The organism is Chitinophaga sp. (assembly GCF_017745275.1).
Lineage (GTDB): Bacteria > Bacteroidota > Bacteroidia > Chitinophagales > Chitinophagaceae > Chitinophaga.
Map to the genome: position 1 here is coordinate 631,230 of NZ_JAGHZS010000002.1, position 25,714 is coordinate 656,943.

General features: G+C 46.2%; 24 protein-coding genes. 10 read left to right on the top strand and 14 right to left on the bottom strand.

Annotated elements, in window-relative coordinates:
• Position 1: 1 nt before the first annotated feature.
• From J7623_RS08280 to hisD, 4 genes are read left to right on the top strand one after another with little or no spacing between them, the layout of a single operon-like run.
• Complete coding sequence (locus tag J7623_RS08280) at positions 2-1,435, top strand: sialate O-acetylesterase (protein ID WP_291919346.1); 1,434 nt, start codon at positions 2-4, stop codon at positions 1,433-1,435.
• 5 nt (positions 1,436-1,440) lie between these two features.
• Entirely contained in the window at positions 1,441-2,598 is a 1,158-nt protein-coding gene (locus J7623_RS08285) for a glycoside hydrolase family 172 protein (protein ID WP_291919347.1), read from the top strand.
• Positions 2,599-2,620: 22 nt separating this feature from the next.
• The gene (locus J7623_RS08290) at positions 2,621-3,667 is read left to right on the top strand and encodes a glycoside hydrolase family 43 protein (RefSeq protein WP_291919348.1); all 1,047 of its coding nucleotides are present in this window, start codon (positions 2,621-2,623) and stop codon (positions 3,665-3,667) included.
• Between the two features lie 4 nt (positions 3,668-3,671).
• Positions 3,672-4,943: a histidinol dehydrogenase gene (gene hisD / locus J7623_RS08295; RefSeq protein WP_291919349.1), complete on the top strand. Its 1,272-nt coding sequence runs from the start codon at positions 3,672-3,674 to the stop codon at positions 4,941-4,943.
• Positions 4,944-5,013: 70 nt separating this feature from the next.
• Here the strand turns inward: hisD and J7623_RS08300 are convergent, their stop codons facing one another.
• Positions 5,014-5,880 (bottom strand): AraC family transcriptional regulator, encoded by an 867-nt coding sequence (locus J7623_RS08300; protein ID WP_291919350.1) that lies wholly within the window; start codon positions 5,878-5,880, stop codon positions 5,014-5,016.
• A 187-nt stretch (positions 5,881-6,067) separates the two neighbouring features.
• Between J7623_RS08300 and J7623_RS08305 the strand changes: the two genes are divergently transcribed.
• A complete protein-coding gene (locus J7623_RS08305; RefSeq protein WP_291919351.1) occupies positions 6,068-8,293 on the top strand; it encodes a DUF2961 domain-containing protein in 2,226 nt (741 codons plus the stop codon).
• An 85-nt stretch (positions 8,294-8,378) separates the two neighbouring features.
• Here J7623_RS08305 and J7623_RS08310 read toward each other — a convergent pair whose 3' ends face one another.
• From J7623_RS08310 to J7623_RS08320, 3 genes are all read right to left on the bottom strand, one after another.
• Positions 8,379-8,783, bottom strand: a complete 405-nt coding sequence (locus J7623_RS08310; protein WP_291919352.1) for an EthD family reductase — start codon at positions 8,781-8,783, stop codon at positions 8,379-8,381.
• 226 nt (positions 8,784-9,009) lie between these two features.
• Positions 9,010-9,297, bottom strand: coding sequence for a hypothetical protein (locus tag J7623_RS08315; RefSeq protein ID WP_291919353.1), 288 nt, complete (start codon positions 9,295-9,297; stop codon positions 9,010-9,012).
• A 96-nt stretch (positions 9,298-9,393) separates the two neighbouring features.
• Complete coding sequence (locus tag J7623_RS08320) at positions 9,394-9,846, bottom strand: Hsp20/alpha crystallin family protein (protein WP_291919354.1); 453 nt, start codon at positions 9,844-9,846, stop codon at positions 9,394-9,396.
• A gap of 422 nt (positions 9,847-10,268) precedes the next feature.
• On the opposite strand from J7623_RS08320, the gene J7623_RS08325 reads away from it, so the two are divergent.
• Positions 10,269-11,594: an ATP-binding protein gene (locus J7623_RS08325; protein WP_291919355.1), complete on the top strand. Its 1,326-nt coding sequence runs from the start codon at positions 10,269-10,271 to the stop codon at positions 11,592-11,594.
• Positions 11,595-11,867: 273 nt separating this feature from the next.
• Here the strand turns inward: J7623_RS08325 and J7623_RS08330 are convergent, their stop codons facing one another.
• A complete protein-coding gene (locus J7623_RS08330) occupies positions 11,868-12,776 on the bottom strand; it encodes a LysR family transcriptional regulator (protein ID WP_291919356.1) in 909 nt (302 codons plus the stop codon).
• Positions 12,777-12,891: 115 nt separating this feature from the next.
• Here J7623_RS08330 and J7623_RS08335 point away from each other — a divergent pair, with 115 nt between their 5' ends.
• Complete coding sequence (locus J7623_RS08335; RefSeq protein ID WP_291919357.1) at positions 12,892-13,758, top strand: creatininase family protein; 867 nt, start codon at positions 12,892-12,894, stop codon at positions 13,756-13,758.
• 178 nt (positions 13,759-13,936) lie between these two features.
• On the opposite strand, the gene J7623_RS08340 is transcribed toward J7623_RS08335, so the two are convergent.
• The 4 genes from J7623_RS08340 to J7623_RS08355 form a co-directional block, all read right to left on the bottom strand.
• A complete protein-coding gene (locus J7623_RS08340) occupies positions 13,937-14,935 on the bottom strand; it encodes an ABC transporter permease subunit (protein WP_291919358.1) in 999 nt (332 codons plus the stop codon).
• Positions 14,907-15,896 (bottom strand): ABC transporter ATP-binding protein, encoded by a 990-nt coding sequence (locus tag J7623_RS08345; protein WP_291919359.1) that lies wholly within the window; start codon positions 15,894-15,896, stop codon positions 14,907-14,909. The genes J7623_RS08340 and J7623_RS08345 overlap by 29 nt, the downstream gene beginning before the upstream one ends.
• A 5-nt stretch (positions 15,897-15,901) precedes the next feature.
• Positions 15,902-16,744, bottom strand: coding sequence for an NEW3 domain-containing protein (locus J7623_RS08350; RefSeq protein ID WP_291919360.1), 843 nt, complete (start codon positions 16,742-16,744; stop codon positions 15,902-15,904).
• A 145-nt stretch (positions 16,745-16,889) separates the two neighbouring features.
• Positions 16,890-17,063, bottom strand: coding sequence for a hypothetical protein (locus J7623_RS08355; protein ID WP_291919361.1), 174 nt, complete (start codon positions 17,061-17,063; stop codon positions 16,890-16,892).
• Between the two features lie 451 nt (positions 17,064-17,514).
• On the opposite strand from J7623_RS08355, the gene kynU reads away from it, so the two are divergent.
• The 3 genes from kynU (at position 17,515) to J7623_RS08370 (ending at position 22,243) form a co-directional block, all read left to right on the top strand.
• On the top strand, positions 17,515-18,813 hold the full coding sequence (kynU, locus tag J7623_RS08360; RefSeq protein ID WP_291919362.1) for a kynureninase: 1,299 nt from the start codon (positions 17,515-17,517) through the stop codon (positions 18,811-18,813).
• A 7-nt stretch (positions 18,814-18,820) separates the two neighbouring features.
• Positions 18,821-19,780: a tryptophan 2,3-dioxygenase family protein gene (locus tag J7623_RS08365; RefSeq protein WP_291919363.1), complete on the top strand. Its 960-nt coding sequence runs from the start codon at positions 18,821-18,823 to the stop codon at positions 19,778-19,780.
• A gap of 252 nt (positions 19,781-20,032) precedes the next feature.
• Positions 20,033-22,243 (top strand): hypothetical protein, encoded by a 2,211-nt coding sequence (locus J7623_RS08370; RefSeq protein ID WP_291919364.1) that lies wholly within the window; start codon positions 20,033-20,035, stop codon positions 22,241-22,243.
• Between the two features lie 93 nt (positions 22,244-22,336).
• Here J7623_RS08370 and J7623_RS08375 read toward each other — a convergent pair whose 3' ends face one another.
• Genes J7623_RS08375 through ureE form a run of 5 tightly spaced genes read right to left on the bottom strand, consistent with a single transcriptional unit; the run spans position 22,337 to position 25,703 of the window.
• Positions 22,337-23,038, bottom strand: a complete 702-nt coding sequence (locus J7623_RS08375; RefSeq protein WP_291919365.1) for a hypothetical protein — start codon at positions 23,036-23,038, stop codon at positions 22,337-22,339.
• Positions 23,035-23,835 (bottom strand): urease accessory protein UreD, encoded by an 801-nt coding sequence (locus tag J7623_RS08380; RefSeq protein ID WP_291919366.1) that lies wholly within the window; start codon positions 23,833-23,835, stop codon positions 23,035-23,037. The genes J7623_RS08375 and J7623_RS08380 overlap by 4 nt, the downstream gene beginning before the upstream one ends.
• A 9-nt stretch (positions 23,836-23,844) precedes the next feature.
• Complete coding sequence (gene ureG, locus J7623_RS08385; RefSeq protein WP_291919367.1) at positions 23,845-24,483, bottom strand: urease accessory protein UreG; 639 nt, start codon at positions 24,481-24,483, stop codon at positions 23,845-23,847.
• A 21-nt stretch (positions 24,484-24,504) separates the two neighbouring features.
• A complete protein-coding gene (locus tag J7623_RS08390; protein ID WP_291919368.1) occupies positions 24,505-25,200 on the bottom strand; it encodes an urease accessory protein UreF in 696 nt (231 codons plus the stop codon).
• Positions 25,197-25,703 carry an urease accessory protein UreE gene (gene ureE, locus J7623_RS08395; protein WP_291919369.1) on the bottom strand — a complete coding sequence of 169 codons (507 nt, stop codon included), beginning with the start codon at positions 25,701-25,703 and terminating at the stop codon, positions 25,197-25,199. The genes J7623_RS08390 and ureE overlap by 4 nt, the downstream gene beginning before the upstream one ends.
• Positions 25,704-25,714 lie beyond the last annotated feature (11 nt).

The window sequence follows — 25,714 nt, forward strand, 5'->3', positions numbered from 1 at the left end:
GATGGCTATACGACATCGTTGTTCATGGAGCCATGCTGTTATCGTGGCGATATGCATCAGTATATGGTTGTTACCCGCTGTTCCCGCCGCCGCCAATATCAGGCTGCCGGCCATCATCGGCAACAACATGGTATTGCAGCAGCAGCAGCGCGTAAAGCTGTGGGGCTGGGCCGATCCGCTGGAAAAAGTAGTGGTTACCACCTCCTGGGATCAACAAAGCTACCCGGTTGTCACTACCGGCGATGCGCGCTGGGAGGTGAACTTCCAAACTCCCGTAGCCGGCGGCCCTTACAGCATTACTTTCTCCGGAAAAAATAAAATTACGCTTACCAATATTATGCTGGGAGAAGTATGGATATGCGGGGGGCAAAGCAACATGGAAATGTGCGGGCAATGGGGACTGGCAGATATCAAAGCGGAGCTGCCCGCAGCCACCAACAAAGATATCCGGTTCTTTCATATCCCGAAAACCACCGCCACGGATCCGCAGGACGATGTAAAAGCCAGTTGGACCAACTGCGACAGCAATACGCTGAATACCTTCAGTGCCGTTGCTTACTTCTTTGGAAAAAAATTGCAAACGACGTTACACGTGGCGATAGGACTGGTGGAAGCCAGCTGGGGCGGCACTTCCGCAGAAGTATGGACACCGGGCAGTATTATTCAGCAGGATACGATCCTGGAAAGGGCCGCTACAGCCATTGCCCCCAGCGGAATGTGTCCGCATACACCCGGCATTGCCTGGAATGCTATGCTGGCGCCCATTACAAATTATGCCATAGCGGGAGCGATCTGGTACCAGGGTGAAAACAATACCAGCACCGCCGGAACTTATGCACGCCTGTTTACCAAAATGATAGATGCATGGCGTTATGCCTGGAAGGATGCGCTGCCATTTTATTTTGTGCAGATCGCCCCATTTAACTACCGCGAAAAAAATGCAGGCGCCCTGCTAAGGGAAGCCCAATGGCAGAGCAGCCGGCATTTACGTACAGGCATGGTAGTGATTATGGACCTGGTGAATAATGTGTATGATGTGCATCCGGCTAACAAACACGATGTAGGCGCGCGGTTGGCATACCTGGCACTCGGAGACAACTACCATCTTCCCGGGGCACCGTATGAAAACCCGTCTTATCAATCGGCCGTGGTACGCCGGCATAAGATGCTTCTTTTCTTTGATCATGCTGCAACAGGCCTCACCATACATGGAAAAACGATCAAGGAACTCTTCATTGCCGGGAGCGACCAGGTATTCTACCCTGCGGAAAGCAGTATAAAAAATAATACGCTGCTGGTGTGGAGCAGGGAAGTGAAATCACCGGTGGCAGTACGTTATGCTTTTAGCAACACCGCTATCGGCAATCTTTTTAGCAATAACGGTTTACCGGTTGGCCCTTTTCGTACAGACGACTGGCCGGTAGCAACAAAATAACAAGTATGAAGTACCTGATCATTTCAATTGCATTATTATTGTTGGCCGTCAACCTGCTACCCGCGCAGGACCTGGGCAGCCTTACACAAATACGCACGCATGTAAAATCGCGCCGTATCAGTAGTTACGACAAAGCCGGCGGGCCTAATGATAACCTGCAGCATATTGAAAACGGCGGTAAACGCACGCTGGCAGATATCAGGGGCGCAGGCGTGATCCGTCATATCTGGATAACGATGTGGCCGGCGCCGGATAAATTAAGCCGCAACGATGTCATCATCCGCATGTACTGGGATGGCAAACCGGAAGCCTCCGTGGTGTCGCCCATCGGTCCTTTTTTCGGGCAGGGCTGGAACGAATCGTATTCGTTTACCTCGCTGCCACTGGCCGCCGCACCAATGGATGGTACCAGCCTGGTGAGCTATTTTGCTATGCCCTTTGCCACTGGCGCCCGCATAGAAATAGAGAATCAGTCCGGCACCGAAATACAACCCTTTTATTTTTGTGTGGACTATGAAGAAATGGACAAGCTGCCTGCCAATACCGGTCGCTTTCATGCCTGGTATAACAAGCAGCTCATGGGATCCCAGGATAGCATTGAAAACGAACACTGGGTGTTTGGACCGGAGGGCAATAACACCAACGGGAAAAATAATTATGTGATAGCCGATGTTAAAGGTGAAGGTCACTTTATAGGCGTGAACTATTATGTACAATCACCCACACCGCTCTGGTACGGAGAAGGCGACGATATGATTTTTATTGATGGAGAAGAGAAACCACTGAATGGCACCGGTACGGAAGATTATTTTAATACTGCCTGGGGACCAAAGGTATTATACACGCATCCTTACTTTGGTTATGCACGCGTGAACAATGATATCGGCACATTGGGCCGTACGCATCTTTATCGTTTTCACATCACCGATCCGCTATATTTTAATAAGTCGCTGAAGTTTACCATTGAACATGGGCACAACAATGAGATGACGCTGGACCTGGCTAGTGTGGCCTACTGGTACGAGCGCGAGGCGACGGCAGTGCCGCCTATACCGGACGCCGCGGGCAGGAAACCGATGCCGCTGATCGACTCCTATGATATTCATCGCTGGCGCAATGAATGGCGTAAAAGCCGGGGGAAAGATCCGAAGTTATGGAGGTAATCATACTTTAAAATCATCAGCGATGCAAAAATTATTACTGTTATTATTTTTTATGGCGACCCTGTCTTGCAGAACAAGTAAGGATACCGCAGTAACGCCGCCGGTAGTACGAAAAGACAGCACCTTTACCAATCCCTTGCTGGATGGCGGCGCGGACCCATGGGTGATACAAAAGAATGGTTTCTATTATTACATGAGCACCGGGGTAAACCGCATTTTTATCCGCAAAACAGCGGCTATGTCGGACTTGAAAAATGCCGCTGCGGTCACGGTATGGACAGCACCCGCTACCGGCCACAATTCGAAAAATGTATGGGCGCCGGAACTACATTACCTGCAGGGGAAATGGTATTTGTATTATACTGCCGGTGCCACCGGGAACCTGGCTACGCAACGTTGTTTTGTTTTGGAGAATAACGGCGCAGATCCTATGCAAGGCGTGTGGACGGAGAAAGGAAAAATAGGAGATCCCAACGGTGATTTCTTTTCGATAGATGGTACGGTGCTGGAATATAACGGGAAGCATTACTTTATCTGGAGCGGCCAGGTTTCTGATGCAGACATCACCCAACGATTGTATATCGCGGAAATGGAAAATCCCTGGACGCTGAAAACCGCCAGGATACAGATTTCTGTACCACAGTACGATTGGGAAAAACATGGGCAGCCGGTGAATGAAGGCCCGGAAATTTTAAAGAATACCAGGGGCCGCGTATTCCTCGTTTTTTCAGCAAGCAGTTGCGGCACGGATAATTATTCGCTGGGTATGCTGAGTTTAAAAAAAGATGGGGACCCGCTTAATCCCACCGACTGGACCAAATCGCCGGAGCCGGTGTTTACCACACAGGTCACCAATAATGTGTACGCGCCAGGGCACAATGGCTTTTTTATGTCGAAAGACGGAAAAGAGAACTGGATCATTTACCACGCCAATCCACAGAAAGGACAGGGTTGTGGCGGGGCACGGAGCCCGCGTATGCAGCGGTTTACCTGGAAAGCAGATGGTACGCCGGATTTTGGTGTGCCGCTTAATCCATATTATCCAATAACGAAACCTTCAGGAGAATAGTATTATGGCAACTTATATAAAACGTGGGCAGAGCAATGCAACGATCAGGGAAGCTGATGCCGGTGTTAAAACAACGGTAGAAAAAATAATCAGGGATATTGAGCTAAGGGGAGATGAGGCGGTGCGGGAATATTCCGCCTCGCTGGATGGTTGGTCTCCTGCCAGTTTCCGGCTAAGCGCCGCAGAAATTGATGAGATCATTGCACAAACGCCGGACAGGGTGATCGGGGATATTAAGTTTGCACAGCAGCAGATCCGTTTCTTTGCGGAGCAGCAGCGGGCATCTATACAGGACATAGAAATAGAAACGTTGCCAGGTGTTTTCCTGGGGCATAAGAATATCCCGGTAAATAGTGCGGGGTGTTACATTCCCGGCGGCAGATACCCCATGGTGGCTTCGTCGCATATGAGTATCCTCACTGCAAAAGTGGCGGGTGTAAAACGGGTGATTGCCTGTACGCCGCCTATTAACGGGAAAATTCCTGCTGCTACGGTATGCGCCATGCATTTTGCCGGCGCCGATGAAATTTATATCCTGGGTGGTGTGCAGGCTTTGTGTGCCATGGCAATTGGCACGGATACCATTGTGAGTGTAGATATGATTGCTGGTCCGGGTAACGCATTTGTTGCCGAGGCCAAGCGACAGTTGTATGGCAGGGTGGGGATAGACCTGTTTGCCGGGCCCACAGAAATACTGGTGATTGCTGATGAAACAGCAGATGCAGAAATGGTTGCCTGTGATTTATTGGGACAGGCAGAACATGGTCCCGGTTCTCCGGGTGTGCTGATCACTACTTCACCTGCATTGGCACAGGAAACATTAAGGGAGATAGAAAAACAACTCGCGGTGTTATCTACTGCGGATATTGCCCGGGTAGCCTGGGAAAACAATGGCTCCGTGATAGTGGTGGAAGATGAAGCCGAAGCGATCCTCGAAGCCGATGCGCTGGCTTATGAGCATGTAGAAGTGCTCACCCGGAATCCGCAGTTGTTTCTGGACAAAATGACGAATTACGGGGCATTGTTCCTGGGCCCTGAAACTAATGTAGCTTATGGCGATAAAGTGATTGGTACCAATCATACGTTGCCTACCCGTCAGGCGGCCAGGTATACCGGTGGTTTGTGGGTAGGTAAATTTCTGAAGAATTGTACCTATCAGCGTTGTACGCCGGAGGCAAGTGTATTGATCGGGGAATATGCCATGCGTTTATGCGACCTGGAAGGGTTTGCGGGGCATCGGGAACAGGCAGCACTGCGGGTGAGGAGGTATAAATAGGTTTTAGCTGTTAGGTTTTAGCTATTAGCTTGTAATTTGTTGATGATATTTTTTTCCTAACAGCTAATAGCTAACAGCTATACGCTTTCATAAACTGCAGTGGTGTTTTTTTTGTAATGATTTTAAACTGCCGGTTGAAATTGGATAGGTTGTTAAACCCGCAGGTGTAGCCGATCTGCGATACGCTCAGGTTATTTTCGATCAGCAGTTTGCACGCATATCCAATGCGTATTTCGAGCAGAAATTGCCAATATGTTTTTAGTGTACGGGATTTGAAATACCGGCAAAAGGAATTGGGACTTACGTTAGCTGCTGCGGCTACATCTTTCAGGGTAATTTTATTCTGGAAGTTATTAAAGGTGTAAGTGTAGATCTGGTTGATATTATCGGTGTTGCTGATGTTATAGGTGTTGGCAAATCCGATACTGGACAGTAAAGTATATTCTTCTGATTGCGCGATGAGGTTTAGCATGGCAAGCAGGTATTCGATGCGTTGTACCGGGCTGGCATGCAGGATGGTCTCCATTTTCTGGCTTACAATTTCACGGGTGCGGCCGTGTACCCGGATACCGTTCTTTGCCTTTTTCAGCAGGTCTTTGATGCCTTTCATTTCCGGCAGTTCGAGGAAGGCGCCGCCCCAGAATTCGGCTTTGAAATGGATGGCTACGGCTTCGATCTGCAGGTCAGGTAGGCCCTGGAAATAGATTTCATCGCTCCGCCACATATGTGGCAGATCGGCTCCCAGTAAAATGAGATCGCCGTCGTGGAAACGTTCCATGCTATCGCCTACCAGGCGCATACCACTTCCTTTCCGGATCAGGGTAAGCTCTGTTTCCGGGTGGTAATGCCAGTGGTTATAGAGGTAAGGATAGATGTCTTCGCGTACACTAAAAGAATAATTATGGCCCGTATCAACCTTGCGCAGAATTGGTTTCATAAAGCAGCATTCATAAATGAATCTAACAACATTTTATCACGCAAAAAAATGCATTTGCCAATATAGTACAGATATGTGCCAATGTAAAGATATTTTTCTCCAGATAAAAAGCTTTTATTTATGGGAATCATCGTTCCGGGTGCTCTTTGTATATAAACAGGCGATCATTCTTTTTTTCTTTCGAAAAATGAAAAAAGTACTTTCCTGTGTATGCCTGTATGCCTTGCTGCCACTGTTTTTACAGGCACAGCATGCCAACAGTATACCTATAGTTCCTGCCGGGGAAGATGCCTTCCTGATGTGGGAAAAGTGGCCGATGCAGCGGTTAGGTGTGAGAACGTATATGAGGAGTACTTACGATAGGGCAGGTGGTAATGAACATGCAGACGCCGGACATTTTTTATTTATGAACGGCGAAAATGAAAATATAACACTGGACGTAAACGGTAAGGGCATTCTTTATTTTTTTCGTTCCAATCACTGGCATGGCAGTCCCTGGCACTTTATTACTGATGGACAGGATCACGTAATAGCTGAAGCAGGTACTGCCGATCCGGTGAATGCCCGCCGGGATATCAAAGGAGGCGGATTTATTCCTGCAACGCCATTTCCCAGGCCGCTGGCCTGGACCTGGGGCGATACCAAAGGCGCTGACCTGATATGGACGCCCATACTGTTTGAACAATCGCTCCGGCTGGCATACTCCCGTACCCATTATGGTACCGGTTATTATATTTACCAGTTGTTTGCCGATCCGCGAAATCTTTCCCGGCCCATTAGCTCCTGGAATCCGCAACAGGCGCCCGATCCGGCTGTAGTTGCACTGTTGGATAAATCGGGTACGGACATAGCCCCGCAGCATATCCCACAACAAAAAGGCAATGTTACATTAAACCGCGAAAAAATATTGCTGACTACTATTCAACGACGCAACAGCACAGTGCGTGCCTTTAAGCTGAGTCTGCCACTGGAAAAGGCGACGCAACTGGAACGGATACGGATACGCATTACCTGGGACGATGCCACGGAGCCATCGGTAGATGCGCCGCTTTGCCTCTTCTTCGGCGCCGGTACCCTGCACAACCGCGATAACAGGGAATACCTCGTTAAAGGCTTTCCCATCAATATCCGGTTCGACACCCTGCAACATAAAGTGGTACTGGCCTGTTACTACCCGATGCCGTTTTTTAAATCCGCAAAATTTGAACTCGCAGGCATTACGCCCGATCCACATACACAACTCGGTTATGAAATCAGGTACGCGCCCGATAAAACCCAACCGGAATGGAACGCCTACTTCCACGCCAACTACCAGGATTTTCCTATGCCTCAACCCGGGAAAGACCTGACACTATTGGATACCCGTGGCGCAGAAGGGCATGCGGACTGGTCCGGCAGTTTTGTAGGTACCTCTTTTGTATTTACCCACAAAGGAGAATTGGGTACGTTGGAAGGTGATCCCCGTTTCTTCTTTGACGACAGCCAGTCGCCACAGGCACAAGGTACCGGCACGGAAGAATGGGGTGGTGGCGGCGACTACTGGGGCGGAGAAAATATGACGCTGCCTTTTGCTGGACATCCCTGCGGCGTAGCAAAAAAAGAACAGGCAAAAGATCCGAAAGATCTGCTGCATTCGGCCTATCGCTTTTTGCTGGCAGACATGATGCCGTTTGGACGAAACGCAAAAATACAACTGGAACATGGCGGTGAAAACCTGTCGCGCGAGCATTATGAAAGCGTCACATACTGGTATGGCCTGCCGGCACCATCGCTGTTGAAAACCGATGAACTGGATGTGGGCAACGTCGCCAGCGAAAGCAGCCATGAATGGTATTCTCCGCAGTCTTCCCCGGTAGAAAATATTGTGTCCAGATATGAATTGGGAATAGATTCTTTTGTGCTGGGCTCCACATCGCCCGAAAAAATAAAACAGGAAGTATATCCTGCTCACAAGGAAGATGGCCGTTATACCCAGGGAACATCAACATTTATGGTGCAACTTGACCCGGCCAACAAAGGAGCCCTGTTGCGACGCACACTGGATTACAGTCACCCGAACCAGAAAGCAGCAGTATATATTGCCGATGGCAACGCCGATACCACCCACCTGCAATGGACCTACGCGGGTACCTGGTACCTGGCCGGCGCCAATACCACCGTATTCAGCAATGTACCTAAAGAACTGGATAACCGCGTGCATATTGTACAAACCAGCAACCGCCGTTTCCGGGATGATGAATGGCTGGTACCGCCGGCACTAACGAAAGGACGTAGTCGGATACGTGTACGCCTGGTGTTTGTACCGGTAAACCAGGAACTATACCCCGGCTATGCTTTCCCCGGTTTGAATGCCTGGAGTGAGTTACGGTATACAGTATATAGCTATGTAACGCCGGCGTTTAAGGTGAAGTGAGGAATGCGGTTGAAGAGAACTATCTGTAGGAAGATATGTTCTTTTTGGCGCTAAAACTCCCTGTTAAATGTTGATGAAAAAACGGTTATTTTATTACTTCACTCACAAAAATGGTTGGAACGGCATTGGTGTAGTTTGCAAAATCAGCACGTATCGCCCCTATATTTGGAGCGATGGCCGCTTGATATTCACTTAAATTTTTTACATAAAAGGTGCCAACAGCCATAAAAGGTAAAGACTGGTCAGGAGCACCACCAGAAACCCCTTTTTCAATAGTATACTTAACCAGGTTTGACCCTAAATAACCTGCTACCATGGGCATGTGCTTGGTTTCATAATACTCCATATTGAATGTTTTACCCTCTGCATAAGGATACAGGATAGATATCTTAATTAAACCTTTTTCGGATTTTTCAGGTTGTTTTTTTTGACCAAATGCAATAAAACAAGTAGCTAAAAACAAAAACGATAAAAGTAGAATGGATTTCATAGTTAATGCGTTTTAGACTACAAAATATTGAAATTGTCGTTTACTTCCATTGGTAACTGTAAATTCAATATTATTTTTTATTGAAGGCAGGCGGATACAGTGATGAAACAGATGTTGACGCAGTCGGAGCCAGGTCTGTCAATGTATAATTGTGAAGTGCTTGTTTGCTTTGAGATTTTTCGAAGCCTGGAGTATCCTCTTTATTGATTATAAAACCAATGTTGATTTAATGCCCTTTATCAAGATTGTAGAACCTGAAAACTTCCTTCGTTACCAGCATGCAGTTTTCAGCCAGTTCGGGGAGTGTACAGTATATGCTTTTGTGAAGTACGGCAAGATCATCTTTTGTTTCCATCAGGTTCATTTTAAGAAATCGTTCAGGTAAAATTCTACCCGCTAGCATTTCAAAAAGAGAATGAGTGAACTCCTGGTCATATCCCAGGTTAATTTTAGCATAACTGATCCAACCGCTGGATACCTTGAAATGCACATCGATATAAAAACGCTCTTCCATTTATCACGGGTTTGTGCCAGTCGGAAAGGTGGATCTATATACGTAATCCACCTTCCGCTGGGCTTTACATAAGATTAGATGATCTTTATAGCACTATTAATGAATGGCTATCTGACGTGGCGCCTTTTTCTTTACCTCTTCTTTTTTGGGAATTTTCAGCGATAGTAGTCCATTCTCATATCGTGCCTGTATTTTTTCTTCATCCACAACATTGGAAGGAAGTGTGATGGTACGTTTAAAGGACTGGTAACTAAATTCCTTATAGGAATATTTGCCATCACTTTGTTCCTCTTCACTAACGTTTCTTTCAGAAGAAATGGATAGGTTGTTGCCGTCGAGGTGAATTTTGAAGTCTTCCTTCTTCATACCTGGTGCAGCGAGTTCAACAAGAAAATCCTCGTCTGTTTCTTTAATATTCATCGTCGGAATGGTAGTGCCGCTGATGGAATTATTAAAGTTATCCCGGCTGAAAAGACCATGATTAAACAAGTTTTCGAACAGGGTCGGCAAATTTGTAAGTGGTTCCCTGTTGCTTCTTACAAGTGACATAGTAACCTCCTTTTTTATTATTAACAAACATTTTTTTGTGGGTAACGCTACCGTTAAAAATGGCCATCAACCTATATGCCAGACCTAAAAAAGGCAATATTTAGCTGTCATTTTTGCATTGCGTGAATTAGTGAGGCAGGGAGTAAAAAGAACAAAATGACTATTTAATTATTTGTTCTGAAATATTGACAGCTATAATCTAACTGATTTGCTATTATGAACCTGTAGCGGATCTCCACTGGCATTGCCCTGGGCACAGTCGCGATGAATTTCCCGCCGGAAGGTCCCCAGTGTACCGATTCGAAATGTAGGGTTTATAGGCCGTAGTATTTGTTAATACGCAATGTTTCACAAATGGTTATAGTACATGGGAAGAGCATTCGGATATATTTGTGTCATATTGATATTTAATTTTTTGGAACATGCCAGAGCAACAAAATGTAGAGTATAAGCAATTATGGAGAGATGAACATCTCAAATGGATTTGTGGCTTTGCGAATGCGCAAGGTGGTCGAATTTTTATAGGTATTAATGATAGCGGTTCTGTAGTAGGTATAGATGATTATAAAAAATTAATGGAAGACATTCCTAATAAAGCAGTTAGTCACCTGGGATTAGTGATCGATGTAAATTTGCATAAAAAGGAGAATAAGCATTATATTGAAATTAAGGTGCCAATAAGTAGTGTGCCTATCGCTTATCATGGGGTTTATCACTATCGTAGTGGGAGTACTAAACAAGAGCTGAAAGGTATTTCATTACAAAATTTGTTACTGAAAAAAATAGGAAAGAAGTGGGAGGATTTGCCAATTGAGGGTGTTTCGATAAGTGATCTTAGTGAAGATACAATTCAGGCGTTCCTTGCGAAAGCAGTTGAAAGAGAAAGAATCCCTCAGAACGTCACACACGAAAGATTGGAAATTCTTTTAAGAAACCTGGGGCTTGTAACAGATTCAGGCTTTTTAACTAATGCTGCAGTATTCCTTTTTGGCAAGAACCCAACGAGGTTTAATGCGACAATAAGTTTTAAAATTGGTCGCTTTGGTAAATCCAATCATGACTTGTTGTTTCATGATGTCGTTGAGACGAATATTTTTGATATGCCAGACAAAGTAATTGAAGTATTAAAGGCCAAATATCTTATCCGACCAATATCTTATAGCGGACTTGAAAGGCATGAGCCTCTGGAATATCCTGAACCAGCATTAAGGGAGGCGATATTAAATGCAATTGTGCATAAAGATTATTCAAGCACCTATACTTTTTTACGCGTTTACGATGATCATTTGCATCTTTGGAATCCGGGCTCATTGCCGGATGAACTGAGCATTGAAGAGCTAAAGGTGAATCACTCTTCTTATCCTAGAAACAAGAATATTGCGACTGTTTTTTTTAAAGCGGGATATATTGAAGCATGGGGAAGGGGTACAAATAAAATCATCGATTCCTGCATTGAAGCAGGACTGCCCGAACCTTTAATAAAGGAAGAGCAAGGAGGATTTAGTATTACCTTCCTGAAGGAGAAATATACTTACCAATTTATAATTGAGCTCAACCTGGAAAAAAGGCAGGAAAAGGCAATGATGTTTATAAAAAAATATGGAAGTATCAGTAATGCGCAGTATCAGGAGATCGCTAATGTATCTAAAAGAACGGCGACGAGAGACTTGCAGGAAATGATAGAAAGTAGATTGTTACGAAAAACCGGAACCACAGGGAAGGGAACTTTATACATCTTTGAATCTTAAAATAAAGGGGCCATAAAGGGGCCAAAGGGGCCATAAAGGGGCCAAAGGGGCCATAAAAAGTAAATTAGGTGCAATTCTTCTTTTTATAACCTCCTCTTTTTTACATTCGTTAAAGATAGCATGTCACATTTGTAAGTCACTGATGTCTTGATGTTTGAACCCAAAAATCAAAAGGACATTCATTTCGTCCGCATTTACGCAATGGAGAACCCACAGCAGCTTACAAGGCTGGACACACCACTAGTATGACCAGGTATGCCGTACATACACTTATTATGGCCTGTTTCGCAATTCCTTTACCATAAATCCTATAAATTCTTTTTGCAAACGGCTTTGATCAGGAAGCGTCACCAGGCACCAGGATCTTTTCGAGAAATCATCCTTTAATGGCAGCATTTTCAAATCACCGTTTAACAGCGGTGCAGTGAGCCATTTGGCCAACACCGTAATGCCGAGGTTTAATCTCACCATTTCCAGGATTACTTCCGTTAAAGGCATTTTTATCACCTTCTCCGGTTCCGCTTTATGGGGTTTCAGCATATTTTCAATAAGATCGTTATCCTTGTCGTCTACGTCATAGCTGATTAATGTTTGTTCCCGGAAATCCTGCGGCCGTATTACCCGCTGCTTTGACAATGGATTTTGTTTACTCATAATAACTACCAGTTCATCCTGGAAAACGGGCGTATACTTAACGGCAGTATGATGGTGTAATGGTTGCTTTGCAGGCCGGTTTACCAGTGCTACATCCAGTGTCCCGTTTCGCAAACCGGACAACGGCTCGCGGGTGGCGCCATCCCTGATTTTTACATTGACAAGCGGAAAGCGTTGTTGATATTTTTGAATGAGCCGGGGTAACCAGTTATAGGTAGTATAGCATTCCGTGCTAATGTGGATAGTGCCACTATCGCCATTTTTTAACGACTGGATGTCCTGTTCCAGTTTTTGCAGTTCCGCCAGCACTACGCCGGCACTGTCAAGCATCTTCCTGCCGATAGGGGTGAGGTGTAATTTTTTGTTTCTCCTGTCGAAAACTTTCGCGCCGATTTTCTTTTCCAGTTCCTGTATATGGTGACTCAGGGCCGATTGGGAGATGAAAAGTTTCTCTGCTGCACGGGTCATAGAGCCTTCCTTTTCAATGGCGTTGACGACTGTCAGGTGATGCAGGTTGATATTTAACATGAGTTAAATAGATTGATATAGAAAAATTTATTCATTATTTTCATAGATAAAGGTATGATAATTTTAGGGCCGGAAATGATCACCATTATCAAAATTAATCATCAATTAAACGGATATGAAAGGATACATCATCGCCCTTACCGCATTACTTTTTTCCAGCTACACCTTTGCGCAGGATATACCTGCCCGCTGGGATGAACTGGTGGCCAGCGATTTTTCTGCTGCGCTCCAAAAGTCGTCTAAGACCTGTATTTTACCAATTGGCATCCTCGAAAAACACGGCCTGCATGCACCTATTGGCACGGACCTGGTTCATGTACGGGAATGGGCGGCGCAAGCGGTAAAGTCGGAATACGCGGTTGTTTTCCCGGACTACTTTTATGGGCAAATCAACGAAGCCCGGCACCAACCAGGTACTTTTTCCCTTCCCAATAAATTGATATTGGAACTACTGGAAGCTACCTGTGATGAAATTGCCCGCAACGGTTTTGATAAGATCATCATTCTTAACGGCCATGGTGGCAACCCGGAGTTTATAGAATTTTTTATGCAGGGCTTATTGAATAAGCGGCATAACTATGCTGTTTATTTCTATCGGCCTGATGTGGATACGGAATATGTCAAAGCATATCAAAAAAGACATCTTACTGACATGCGAGGTGATTTGCATGGTGGAGAAAGTGAGACGTCTATTTTACTGCATTATCGCCCTGATTTAATGCGCCTGCAACGCGCCACTGGTGAAAATGGGATGAATCAGCAACGGTCATCTTTACCCGGCTTGTACACCCCTATCTGGTGGTATTCCTCTTATCCCAATCACTACGCCGGCGAGGCCTCCAAATCTACGGAGGCGCTGGGAAAGTTTATCGCGGATCATGAAGTAGCGCAATTTGTGAAAGCGCTAAAAGAAGTGAAAGCAGATACAAAAACACTCGAATTGCAGAAGGAATTTTTCGACAGGGTGGATCAGTTGAAGTGATGTCAGATGGTGCTGCCTGGGCTTATCCCTGCTTCTATTAACATTAGCGAAACCCTATTTTAATATTCGCAATATACTCATCGGTCAACCAAAATTAAATGGGGCAGGTCCTTAGTCGGAAACCTTGCCCCATTCTCACGCTTGCCATAATAATTTTGATTGTCATCACCCGGTTCCCTTAAGTCCGGATCTCTCTTCTCATAAAAAAGTAGTAGCTCCCGGCAAAACATAGCGTGGTGACTGCCAGTAAACCCGTCACTTGTGGCCATACAATCATGAGGCTTTCTTTAAGTGGCAGGGGAGAAGGAATTGCTCCCGCCATTTGCTCCATGCTCAATGGCCCCAGGCTTCTGATTGAGGGCATCAACAACGTGGTGGCTGCATCTGTATATAGCTGGCTGGGCGCTATTCTTAGAAACGACATAAACAGGTTGTTATATGCAATGGCCTGTTCTTCGGCTAAGGAACCCGGATCCGGCAGTAGTGCACTTGCTGCCACATTAATAATAATCTGGTAAAAGATGGTAAAGAACAACCATATACCAATAGCGGTAATAGCCGATGTGGCGGCGTGCCTGAAAACAACAGAAAGACCGATAGAGAGACTAAGCCAGCAGCCAACGTAAATAACGCTTAGCAGCGTAAATGCCAGTATGCGGAAAAATTCGGATGCTTCCATGGGCACGCCGGTGAGAAGCAATCCCGCGCCAATCATCAGGAGTACCAGGCTGAGAAAAAGCGTTCCTACAAGAAGAAGTGCTGCATAAAATTTCGCCAGCAAAAGATTATCCCGGTAAACAGGTTGTGCGAGCAGCCGGACCAGGGTGCCATTGTTCTTTTCCGAGTTGATAGCGTCAAAACCAAGTGCTATTCCCAATAGTGGTCCCAGAAAGCTGAGAAAAATATGAAAGGTGGGAAGCGCGCCATCTGAAGTGGTCAGTAGTTTCAGATAGAGGTATACATGATCCGGGTCATTTAAATTTCCAACCGACTTGCCAAGATTCGTGAGCGAGGCATACAGCGTACCGGCAAAGGTAAAGAGGATCACCAGCAGCATCACAATAAAGCGCCAGCTACGGATATGATCACCTACCTCTTTTTGAACGATGAGCCCAAATGCTCCCGCAGGACGTTGTGGCGCAAAAAAGTTATGAATGTATAGTAGTGGACTTCTCATGGGAAATTCCCTTTTTAGTATTGTTTTCAAAAAAACGATGATAGATTTCATCGAGGCCATATTCCTTTTTGTGGACGCCTGTGACATTGTAGCCTTGCTGTACAAAGAAGCGTACTATTTCCGGCGTAATGTCTTCACTGCACGATAGCTCGATGATATTGGTATCTATTTTTACGTTGTTCAGGTGGCCTATTCTCCGTAACTGCTGTTCCAGCTCAGCGGGAGGCAACAAGGGCTCACGAACGGAAACGGCTACACTAAATGAATCGCTTCCGAATAATTGTCCCGAGAGAGATTCAATATTACCTTCTGCCAACATCTTCCCTTCTACGAAGATGCCTACCCGGTCACAAATTTGTTGCATCTGGTGCAGGTGATGGGAAGACAGCATCACGGTAATTGACTGTTGCCGGCTGAGTTGCCGGATCAACTGGAGAAATTCCCTGATACCACTGGGATCTATTCCCAACGTAGGCTCATCCAGGATCATTACTTCCGGTTCCCTGATTAGCAGGTCAGCCAGACCAAGACGCTGTTTCATCCCACGGGAATAAGTGCCTGTCTTTTTATGCATTTGTGCACCCAGTCCTACCATTTCCATGGTTTGCCTGGCACGTGCGTCAATTTCCTTTTCAGGAATATTGTTCAGGCGGCCAATATATTTCAGGTTGTCCAGTGCAGTCATGTTATCATAGAATCCTGCACTGTCTGGCAAATAGCCTACGCGGCGCCTGACGCCAATCGGGTTGCGCGTGGCATTGATACCGCAAACAACGGCCTTACCGGCAGATGGCTCAGACAAGCCAAGCATCATCAGGATGGTAGTAGTTTTGCCGGCTCCGTTGGGTCCCAGCAGCCCAAAAATTTCTCCCCTGGATACCTTTAAAGAAAGATTATCTACTGCTTTTACAGTTCCATAATATTTTGTCAGGCCATCCAGTTCTACAATAAGATCTTCCATAGCCTTTATCTTCTTCCATATTTACGAATCAGGAAATATACAATGCCCAACGAAAGCAAAATGACCAGGAAGCCTATCCATCCGGCCAGCATCGAGGTTTTTACTGTCATGCGAAAAGTGGCATTGCTGTTCGCATTATTATTCCTGACGGTGAAATTAGTGATGTAATCACCTGCAATTGTTTTGTTGGGAACATTCAGGGTAGCGGTAATATTTTGTTCCTTACCCGGTTCCAGCCGGTCTATTTTGGCAGGTGCAAAAGATGCATTCCACATGGCCGGCGCCTGTGCAGAAAGCTCCAGTCCTTCTAACGGTAACGACCCTGTGTTTTTTACGGTCAGTGTGATCTCTTTACTGCGGCCTTCGGTCACATCATCACTTAACCGGCCTGTTGGCGTGGTTAATTCGATACCATAGTTGCCGGTTACTACGGCTTCCAGGTTGAGGAGGAGGGTGTCTTTTTCTGTCACGGCCATCACGGGAATAACGTATTTACCAGGTTTTGCTACAGGCGTGGCCGCAATTTCTATAGCAATATCCTGGGTTCTGCCGGAGTCCATTCTCAGGCCGGCAATCTGGCTGCCTTCGGTGCGGAAAACGGCATTCCAACCTTCCGGCAAAGTGGCCATTAACCCGTATGCCTGGGAATAGCCGCTCCCGTTATGCAAACTTGCGTTATACCGGAATGGCTCTTTGTTGGTAGCGGCGATGTTGATCAGCCTGGCAGTAAACGTGGACTTATCTTTACCGGTTGGTTTCTGCACCGGTGATGCAACTGCAAATACAGCATGAAAAAAACAAAGAAGGGAAACAGGCAAAATGCTCCGATAAATAAAAGATAGTGACATACTTAAAAATTGATAGCTAAGATTTATGTGGAATAATGGAAATAAACAGGCGATTGGAACCCCTTATTAACAGGAGTACGCAATAGTATAACCGTCAGCTATAACATAGCTGACAACGTACGTTTAAGATAGCTGGTTCACCAGCTTAAGACGAAGTATTATTAATAATAAGTGTTGGTGTTCTGAGACGCATCAGGCCCAGGATACGGCTCTTTATGGCGTCAGGAATAACGGTCTGTTGAATAGTGGTTGCTGGTTGGCGGTAGGTGTTGCAGGTACCTTGAGTTGTTTCGCTTTTACTGTTTAAAATGTGCATCATGCTAAATGAAATTGAATTGATTAAAAACAAGATCAAGTAGAAATAATATTCTCCATGTAAAATTTGCTACAGGAGATGTTAGTTAAATGATTTTCTCGGATAAGAGATGCGGATGAAAATTAAATATTAAAATGTTATAAGAATGTTAAAAGGGGGCGCATGGCGGGTTGGCAGCATACCGGATGAACGATCACTCCAACCGGGCTACTCTTGATGCCACTCATTGCCCCGTATAAAATTATTTGGCAGAATAATCAATTTATATTTGCTTTGCTGTACTTTCTGGTCAATGCTGGATATCTACAAAAATATCATCAATCGTCCTTCTTAGCAGGAACTCCTTCTGCAGACAGCCTATGCTGTCGCCTTTCTACTTATTTGTATATCGTTTTTTGCGTAGCCGGGCATAATGCCATGTACGCTGTTTCCAACCATCAATATATTTATCAAAATGATTTTTGAAAACAATCAGGCTTTTGCGCAAAGCCTCGATCGGCAGGATCCATTACATCCTCTGAGAGATGAGTTCCTGTTTCCACGGCAGCATAATGCTCCCATCATTTACTTATGTGGCAATTCGCTGGGATTGCAGCCTAAATCATCCCGCTCGTATGTGGACCAACAACTGAACAACTGGGAAAACCTGGGTGTGGAAGGGTGGTTTGAAGGAGAAACGCCGTGGATGTATTATCACAAAGCGCTGAAGGGACTCATGGCTAACATCGTTGGCGCGGGCGCTCACGAAGTATGCCCGATGAATACCCTCACGGTGAATTTACACCTGTTGATGGTCAGCTTCTATCGCCCTGCAGCGGCAAGGTTTAAGATTATTATGGAAGCCGGCGCTTTTCCGTCCGACCAATACGCGGTGGAAAGCCAGGTACGGTTTCATGGCTATGACCCGAAAGACGCTATTATAGAAGTTGCGCCCAGGGAAGGAGAGCATACGCTGAGAACAGAAGATATTTTATCAGTTATTGCAGCACACAAAGAGGAGATAGCCCTGGTACTTTTTGGAGGCATCAACTATTTTACCGGCCAATGGTTCGATATGCCTGCCATTACAAAAGCGGGGCATACTGCCGGCGCTATTGTTGGATTTGATCTGGCGCATGCTGCAGGAAATGTGCCCTTACAACTGCATGATTGGAATATTGATTTCGCCTGCTGGTGCTCTTATAAGTACCAGAATGCCGGTCCCGGTGGTATCAGCGGAATTTTTGTACACGAAAAACATTTTTCCGATACGCAGCTCCATCGCTTCGCCGGCTGGTGGGGATACCAGGAGGAACAGCGCTTTAAAATGCAAAAAGGATTTCATCCCGAAGCCGGTGCCGATGGCTGGCAGGTGAGCTGCACACAGGTGATCCCCATGTCGCTGTATTATGCGTCACTCCGGATTTTTGAGAAGGCGGGTTTCATGGAACCCCTCAGGGAAAAGAGCCTGCAGTTGACTGCCTATTTGTGCTACCTGGTGCAGGAAGTGAATAAAAGCCTCGGGTTTGAACAGTATAAGATCATTACGCCATCCACCGCTGGGGACAGGGGCGCCCAGGTATCCATTGTGGCGCAATACAACGCCAAAGAAATATTTGAGGCAATGGTAGCCAATAATGTTCTTGGCGACTGGCGCGAGCCTAACGTTATCAGGTTAAGTCCTGTACCACTCTATAATAGTTTTGAAGATGTTTTCCTGGCTGCGGAACGAATGCTGACAATCAGTAAAACACTCGTTGCACACAAAAAATAATTGACTGATGGAAATAACACCTGAAATAAAAGACAGGCTATCCCGGCTGCACGATAAGTATGCTGTGATGGGCCAGGATATTACTGCATACCTGGATGGCCTGTTGTATGCAGATTATCTGACTTATTGGGACTATATTCACCTGGATACATTGCTAAGCCTGCAACACCCGAAAACACCTTTCCCGGATGAGGAAGTGTTTATCATGTATCACCAGATCACCGAGCTGTATTTTAAACTGGCGTTGCACGAATGCCGGCAAATCACGGCTAACGTATCACTGACACGTGATTTTTTTGCCGCCAGGCTGAAAAGGATCAACGCCTACTTTACGGCCCTGGTATCTTCTTTCGATATTATGGTGGATGGAATGGACAAAGAGCAATTCCTGAAATTCAGAATGTCGCTGCTGCCGGCAAGTGGCTTCCAATCCGGGCAATATCGCATGATTGAAATCTATTCCACAGATCTCATTCAACTCGTTACCCTCGATAAGCGGGAAGAATTGAAGCATGCATCCACCGCGGAACAATTTGAATATATCTACTGGAAATACGGGGCTTCGGAACTATCAACCGGGAAACAAACATTGACGCTGCAACAATTTATCGCGAAATATGCGGGGCAACTGTTGCAACTGGCACAAAATAATATTAGCAGCAATTTCTCTGCCCTCTACAAAACGTTGCAGCAAAGAGGAGAAGATATGACTGCAGTGGAAGAAGAACTCAGGAAATTAGACCTGTTTGTAAACGTAGAATGGCCACTCTCGCATTATAAATCTGCCGTTCGTTACCTGGAGCGTGACCCGGTAGACATCGCGGCTACAGGTGGTACCAACTGGCAGAAATACCTGCCGCCGAGATTCCAGAAAAGAATTTTTTATCCCTACCTGTGGACGAGTGAACAGGTGGAGCAATGGGGTAAAAGCTGGGTGATGAATGTACTGAAATCATATAAAATATAGCAATAACCTGCTTGTCGCAACAACGCCGCTTGCATGCAAGCGGCGTTGTTGTGTTATTAAAACCCGGTGGCCACCCTTGCATGTGGTGCAAATTATTTTTATATTCGCGTTATTCATTTACAAACCACGTTATGTTTTACTACCCGCCATTAGGCCCGTAATCTGACGTGCATCCATGTAAACTTTTACAGTGAACAATAATACCAGTGCGCATTACCAGCGGCTCATTTATTGTTAATTAAAACCGAAACGATGAACCGAATTGTAAGGCTAAAAAATCTGGGGATAGCATGCGTTTGCAGCCTGTTACCTATACAGTTGTTTTCTCAATCCATCTTTATTCCTCCCTATAAAAATACCTGGACAAAACCACCCCGGGAAATTCCATCGCGTACTTCCACCGATGCACCATTGATGGGTAATGGCGACCTGCTGGCTACATTGGGTTATCAAACCGGTAAGTTGAGATACTATATTTCAAAAACTGATTTTGGAAGATGGGTATCCAGGTATGGTCATGGTGAGCAGGAGTTTAATACAGCAGGCAGCAGGCTGGTGGCCCACCTTGATATTAACTTTCATAGTGCTGAGGAGAAAGAAAGTACGCCTTTTTCAGCCAGCCAGGAGATCTGGAATGGTCAAACCGTTGTTAAAATTGGCGATAATATATCCGTTACTTCCTGGGTTTGCGCTACTCAAAACCTGATTTTCATAAAAGTGAATGCCCTGGAACGAAATGCGAAAGTATCCGTTAGCCTGGGGGCACCGGAAAATAAAATGGCAAAACTTTCCGCCGGACAATTGAAAAATGTAACCTGGCAAACGCGTTTTTTCGAAGAGGAGGTTGATATACCGGCTGCTGCGGCTATCGCGGTGAAGACCATCAACTACGATACACCGGCCGAAATGCTTGTTGAAAAAGGACGGCCATTACTCCTGGCAATAGCGGTGGAAAGTAACTTCAGCCAGAAAAATACATTGGAGTATGTCTGCAACAGCCTATCAGGCATCAACGCCCACAATGTTCCCCGGTTTTTAGAGCTGCATAATGCCTGGTGGAAACAGTACTGGCAGAAATCCAGTGTATGGCTGAATGATAGCCTAATGATGAAAAGCTACTATCAGGGCTTATATACCATGGGTGCCTGCAGCAGGAATGTAAATTTCCCCCCGGGAATTTTTGGATGGATCTCTGATGATACCCCTGCGTGGAATAACGACTACCATCTGAATTATAATTTCGAAGCGCCATTTTATGCGCTATATACTGCCAACCGGCTGGAGCAGGCATTACCTTATGACGCTCCTATACTGGCATTTATGCCGAGAGGAAAATGGTATGCGGAGCAGGTAACACATACCAGGGGGATATTGTATCCTGTGGGAATCGGACCTATGGGCACAGAGGTAACCAGGCAGGTAGATACTTTTTATTCCCATCTTCATCCAACAGGTATTGAAAAAGGGGGGATGTTCTGGCAGCAACGGTCTAATGCGGCTTACGCGTTATTAAATATGGGACAATATTGGTATAGTACCTATGATACTGCATATGCCAAAAAGATATACCCGTATGCCAAAGCAGTGGCGGAATTCTGGGAAGATTACCTGAGATCGGAAGAAGGACGTTATGTGATTTATAATGACGCCATTCATGAAGGATCTGGCAACGACATCAATCCGATCCTCTCTTTAGGCCTGGTACGATATGTTTTCAATTTAATGATTGATTTGAGCAATGATATGCACATCCAGGAAACGGACGCAGGAAAATGGAAGAATATATTGAGCCATATCAGCCCGTTTCCCACCCAAACAAGGAATGGGCGTGTTGTTTTCCGCTATACGGAGAAGGGATTAGACTGGTATCCCGGTAATGGATTGGGCGCTCAACATATCTATCCGGCTAATGCTATAACACTGGATAGCGATACAGCCTTGTTGTCTGTGTCACGAAATACCATAGAAGAAATGAGCCGGTGGAAAGATTATAATACCAGCAGTAGCTTTTTCATGGCGGCGATCCGGGTGGGCTATAATGCTGACACTATCTATAACAAACTACATGCTTTCATCGCCAATACCCGTCCCAACGGGTTTATTAATAATAATGTACATGGTATAGAAAACGCATGCGTGGTTGCTAATGCTATTGATGAAATGCTATGTATGAGCGTGGGAAACGTGATCCGTTTATTTCCTGTTCTGCCAACGGGGATAGATGCATCTTTTAGCAAGCTAAGAGCCAACGGCGCATTTTTGGTTTCTGCTAAAATAAAGTCAGGTAATATTTCTGACGTAGAATTTATGAGTGAAAAAGGGCGATCTCTGACCTTCGATAATCCCTGGAAGAAAGGGAAGATACGGGTGATCAGAGCAGGTAAGCCTGCGGAACAGCTAACCGGAGCCAGGTTTACCGTATCAACAGAGAAGGGGGAAAGAATAAGAATAGTGCGGGAGTAAAAAAGAGAAGGAAATTCAAACGGGGCGGGAAGGCCCCGTTCAGCTGGATTGCCGCCTGTTGACATCAGGCAGGTGTTGCGCACCGGTTATATTTTACCAGCCAAGGAATACCATACCTACACCACAAAGCGTTACCACGGCTCCTCCTATAGCATGAACATAACGTTCCAGTTTATCTGTTTTGATGATAGCATAACCATAGCAGCCTATCAGTACCATCGCCAGCATCGTGATAACAGTGGTGATGGCGAATACCGTGATTAATACCACTACTTCCAGCCCGGAGCGATGGGTGCCGGAATAGAAAAGCAAGGGCACCAACGGCTCACTCGGCCCCATCACGAAGATGGCAAACAATATCCAGGGCGTTACTTTCACCCGGTTTTGCGGATACACGATTTCTCCGTGTTTATGTTCGTATACATAAATATCTCCATCGCCATACACATCGAAATGTTTATGTGGCTTGTTGAGCCAGGCCTGGCGCAGGCCCCAGAGTAAATAGATTACCCCGAATCCCAGCAGGCACCATCCGGAGAGGTTGCCTCTTACATCCTGGAACCAGGTGAGCTTCGACAGTTGCCAGCCCAGTAATACGCCCAACAGCCCGATTAATACGGAGCTGAAGATATGCCCGAAGCCACAGAGCACTGTCCACAATATGGTTTTAGACAGCTTCCATTTACGGGAGCGCGATAAAACGATGAACGGCAGATAGTGATCCGGACCGGTAGCGGTATGTAAACAGCTGATGGTAACTGCCGAAAATACTAATGTTGTTAACCCTACATTCATGATGTCAATATCTTTTTTTCAGTTGTCCGGAAATAAGCCGCGATGCGTTGCAGGCAGGAAAACAGCTGCTCTCCGCCATTGCCAAGGATACGCACACCCAGCACGCACGGTGAAGGATTGCTGATACCAATGGATACTGCTTTCTCATCTCCCAATAACTCATACAATATATTCACCAGCTCCTCGTTGATTCCCGTGCGGGTATTTACATGCAGTAAAGTAGCCTGGTGGGTGTATCCTTCCATTTGCCCTATGGCCGCCATATTCACCAGGGCAGGCTGTAACAGGAGATTATCTTTTACCAGGAGACGGCCGTTATGAAAGATCTCCGTGATGTTATGGAAAGAGCTGTAACGGAATATTTCACCGGAATGTTTCCTGCCACAGGTAAGGATTTCACCAAATGTCAGCAGGCAGTTATCTGCTACCTCAATATGGTTCTTCCCTTTAAAGATGGCATTTTCATGAGGTACCACGGGATGTTGCACATAGCTGAAAACAGCTCCGGGATGCAGTTGTATGCGTTGTTGCTGGGTAGCGCCGCGTTGCATGTTGAACAGTCGCTGGTACGACTGCGACTGAAGCTGGAGGCAACTTCCTTCTTCTACCACAATATCAATGTCGTATTCGTCTCCGTCCAGCATCCCCGGTGAAGAGCTCATCACCATCAGGTACAACGCAGGATCGCTGCGATGTTCGCTGATGTCGGCCACCCGGAAAGGCGGCGTAAAGAAAGTATCTTTCAGGTAGGAGCGCTGGTTTTTAAATCCGCTCGTGATAGTTAGCCTGTTCTTCATGCTGCCTGTTTATCTCACTAAAGCTGGTTCTTCTGTTTCCTCCAGCAGTGCATATTTCTGAATCCAGCCAATCACGGTATCCAGTCCTTGTAGCGACATCAGGTTGGTAAATACAAAAGGTTTACCGTTGCGCATTTTGCGGGCATCTCTTTCCATCACCCCCAAATCAGCATGTACGTATGGCGCGAGATCAATTTTATTGATCACCAGCAGGTCAGAGCGGGTAATGCCGGGCCCACCTTTGCGCGGGATTTTATCTCCCTCTGCCACGTCAATCACGAAGATGGTGACATCCGCCAGATCAGGGCTGAAAGTGGCACTCAGGTTATCACCACCGCTTTCAATCAGGATGATTTCTATATCCGGGAAACGCGCCGCCATTTCATCCACTGCTTCCAGGTTCATGCTGGCATCCTCGCGGATGGCGGTATGCGGGCATCCGCCGGTTTCCACACCGATGATGCGCTCTTTAGGAAGCAGGCTGTTCTTCGTAAGGAATTCCGCATCTTCTTTGGTGTAAATATCGTTGGTGATCACACCAATGCTGTAACGATTCATCAGGTGGCGCGACAGCCTTTCAATCAGGGCTGTTTTACCGGAACCTACGGGACCGGCTACACCAATTTTCACATATTTTCTATCACTCATGAGTGGATCATTTTTTTAAGATTAAGACATATACAACCGGGAGTACAGGCGTTCATGCTGCATACACCGGATATCAAAGCCGGTATTACATACACCTACCAGGTCCCTGTCGAGGTGAATGGTTTTTTCTATCAGCCCCGCAATCACAGGCTGCATGCGGAACAGGATATCCTGCCCGTCCAGTTGACTGAGCGGCACCAGCTTCACGGCGTTTGTCACCATGCCGGCGGTAGCATTGTAGTAAAATGCGTACAAAGCTTCCTGCAAAGGTATCTCTAACAGGGACGCATATACGCCAAAGGCAATGGCATAGTGTCCGTCAGTTTGTTTCGTAGTAATAGCATTTTCATAGGCAGATGCGAACGCAAAAGCCTGCTGCCGGCGGAAAATTTTGATCAGTCGCAGCCCCAGCTTCTGGCTGGCATTGCGTATTTCCATGGGCAGTTTCAACGCGCTTAGCTCTGCATCCAGCAGCAGGAGGGCGGGCAGGTTATTGTCTGCCGCTGCCCGGTAAGCGAGGCATACAAAAGCGGCATCATTGAAATGCAGGTTGGCCGTCAGCATTTGCTGTACAAAATGTTCCGCTGTAGTGGTATTATGTACGATGCCTTGTTGCACATAAGTTTCCAGGCCATTGGAATGCGTATAGCCACCAATGGGGAGTGTAGGGTCACTCAGGTGTAACAGGCTGCCGAGGAAGAAGTGGTTCGTCATCATGGTTTCGATGTTAAGCCCATAATTTTGGAGAACAGTGAACTACCGCTACTACCATGACTATGCGGCTGCACATTGGCATTCAGCAGGTTGGTCAAACGGGTATGCTGCTTTTCAGTAGCGTACCCGCTGGCCAGCAGCCAGCGGAATATCGGTTCTTCGAAAGGCAGTAATACCTGGTCATTTTGTATGAATACGGGGAGATGTTTGTTCCCGATTTCGTAGCATACACTTCCCATTTCCAGCAGGTTACGGGGCGTCACCACAATCGCATCACTGGGAATAATATCCACCACTACAGCATGTTGCTCATCCATTACCAGGATATCACCCTGGCGCAGTCGCTGGCCTTCCCGCCAAAACCGGATGGCGATCTCGCGGCCGGTTGCTGTTTTTTTACGCTGGATACGTTTGGTGGTTTCAAACCATTCCAGCTGCAGCAGGTCTGTTTCCAGGTGAGCAATTGATATGTCGGCCGTATTGCCCAGCACTGATTCTATGATCATACACACACTTT

Excerpts from the sequence above, each read along its gene's own strand:
- J7623_RS08390 (WP_291919368.1), bottom strand. The coding sequence starts at position 25,200 with ATGATGACGAACCACTTCTTCCTCGGCAGCCTGTTACACCTGAGTGAC.
- J7623_RS08370 (WP_291919364.1), top strand. The coding sequence starts at position 20,033 with ATGAACCGAATTGTAAGGCTAAAAAATCTGGGGATAGCATGCGTTTGC.
- J7623_RS08340 (WP_291919358.1), bottom strand. The coding sequence starts at position 14,935 with ATGAGAAGTCCACTACTATACATTCATAACTTTTTTGCGCCACAACGT.
- J7623_RS08365 (WP_291919363.1), top strand. The coding sequence starts at position 18,821 with ATGGAAATAACACCTGAAATAAAAGACAGGCTATCCCGGCTGCACGAT.
- J7623_RS08350 (WP_291919360.1), bottom strand. The coding sequence starts at position 16,744 with ATGTCACTATCTTTTATTTATCGGAGCATTTTGCCTGTTTCCCTTCTT.
- J7623_RS08305 (WP_291919351.1), top strand. The coding sequence starts at position 6,068 with ATGAAAAAAGTACTTTCCTGTGTATGCCTGTATGCCTTGCTGCCACTG.
- hisD (WP_291919349.1), top strand. The coding sequence starts at position 3,672 with ATGGCAACTTATATAAAACGTGGGCAGAGCAATGCAACGATCAGGGAA.
- J7623_RS08290 (WP_291919348.1), top strand. The coding sequence starts at position 2,621 with ATGCAAAAATTATTACTGTTATTATTTTTTATGGCGACCCTGTCTTGC.
- J7623_RS08300 (WP_291919350.1), bottom strand. The coding sequence starts at position 5,880 with ATGAAACCAATTCTGCGCAAGGTTGATACGGGCCATAATTATTCTTTT.
- J7623_RS08285 (WP_291919347.1), top strand. The coding sequence starts at position 1,441 with ATGAAGTACCTGATCATTTCAATTGCATTATTATTGTTGGCCGTCAAC.
- J7623_RS08335 (WP_291919357.1), top strand. The coding sequence starts at position 12,892 with ATGAAAGGATACATCATCGCCCTTACCGCATTACTTTTTTCCAGCTAC.
- J7623_RS08355 (WP_291919361.1), bottom strand. The coding sequence starts at position 17,063 with ATGATGCACATTTTAAACAGTAAAAGCGAAACAACTCAAGGTACCTGC.
- J7623_RS08315 (WP_291919353.1), bottom strand. The coding sequence starts at position 9,297 with ATGGAAGAGCGTTTTTATATCGATGTGCATTTCAAGGTATCCAGCGGT.
- J7623_RS08375 (WP_291919365.1), bottom strand. The coding sequence starts at position 23,038 with ATGAATGTAGGGTTAACAACATTAGTATTTTCGGCAGTTACCATCAGC.
- J7623_RS08325 (WP_291919355.1), top strand. The coding sequence starts at position 10,269 with ATGCCAGAGCAACAAAATGTAGAGTATAAGCAATTATGGAGAGATGAA.
- kynU (WP_291919362.1), top strand. The coding sequence starts at position 17,515 with ATGATTTTTGAAAACAATCAGGCTTTTGCGCAAAGCCTCGATCGGCAG.
- J7623_RS08345 (WP_291919359.1), bottom strand. The coding sequence starts at position 15,896 with ATGGAAGATCTTATTGTAGAACTGGATGGCCTGACAAAATATTATGGA.
- J7623_RS08380 (WP_291919366.1), bottom strand. The coding sequence starts at position 23,835 with ATGAAGAACAGGCTAACTATCACGAGCGGATTTAAAAACCAGCGCTCC.
- J7623_RS08280 (WP_291919346.1), top strand. The coding sequence starts at position 2 with ATGGCTATACGACATCGTTGTTCATGGAGCCATGCTGTTATCGTGGCG.
- ureG (WP_291919367.1), bottom strand. The coding sequence starts at position 24,483 with ATGAGTGATAGAAAATATGTGAAAATTGGTGTAGCCGGTCCCGTAGGT.
- J7623_RS08320 (WP_291919354.1), bottom strand. The coding sequence starts at position 9,846 with ATGTCACTTGTAAGAAGCAACAGGGAACCACTTACAAATTTGCCGACC.
- ureE (WP_291919369.1), bottom strand. The coding sequence starts at position 25,703 with ATGATCATAGAATCAGTGCTGGGCAATACGGCCGACATATCAATTGCT.
- J7623_RS08330 (WP_291919356.1), bottom strand. The coding sequence starts at position 12,776 with ATGTTAAATATCAACCTGCATCACCTGACAGTCGTCAACGCCATTGAA.
- J7623_RS08310 (WP_291919352.1), bottom strand. The coding sequence starts at position 8,783 with ATGAAATCCATTCTACTTTTATCGTTTTTGTTTTTAGCTACTTGTTTT.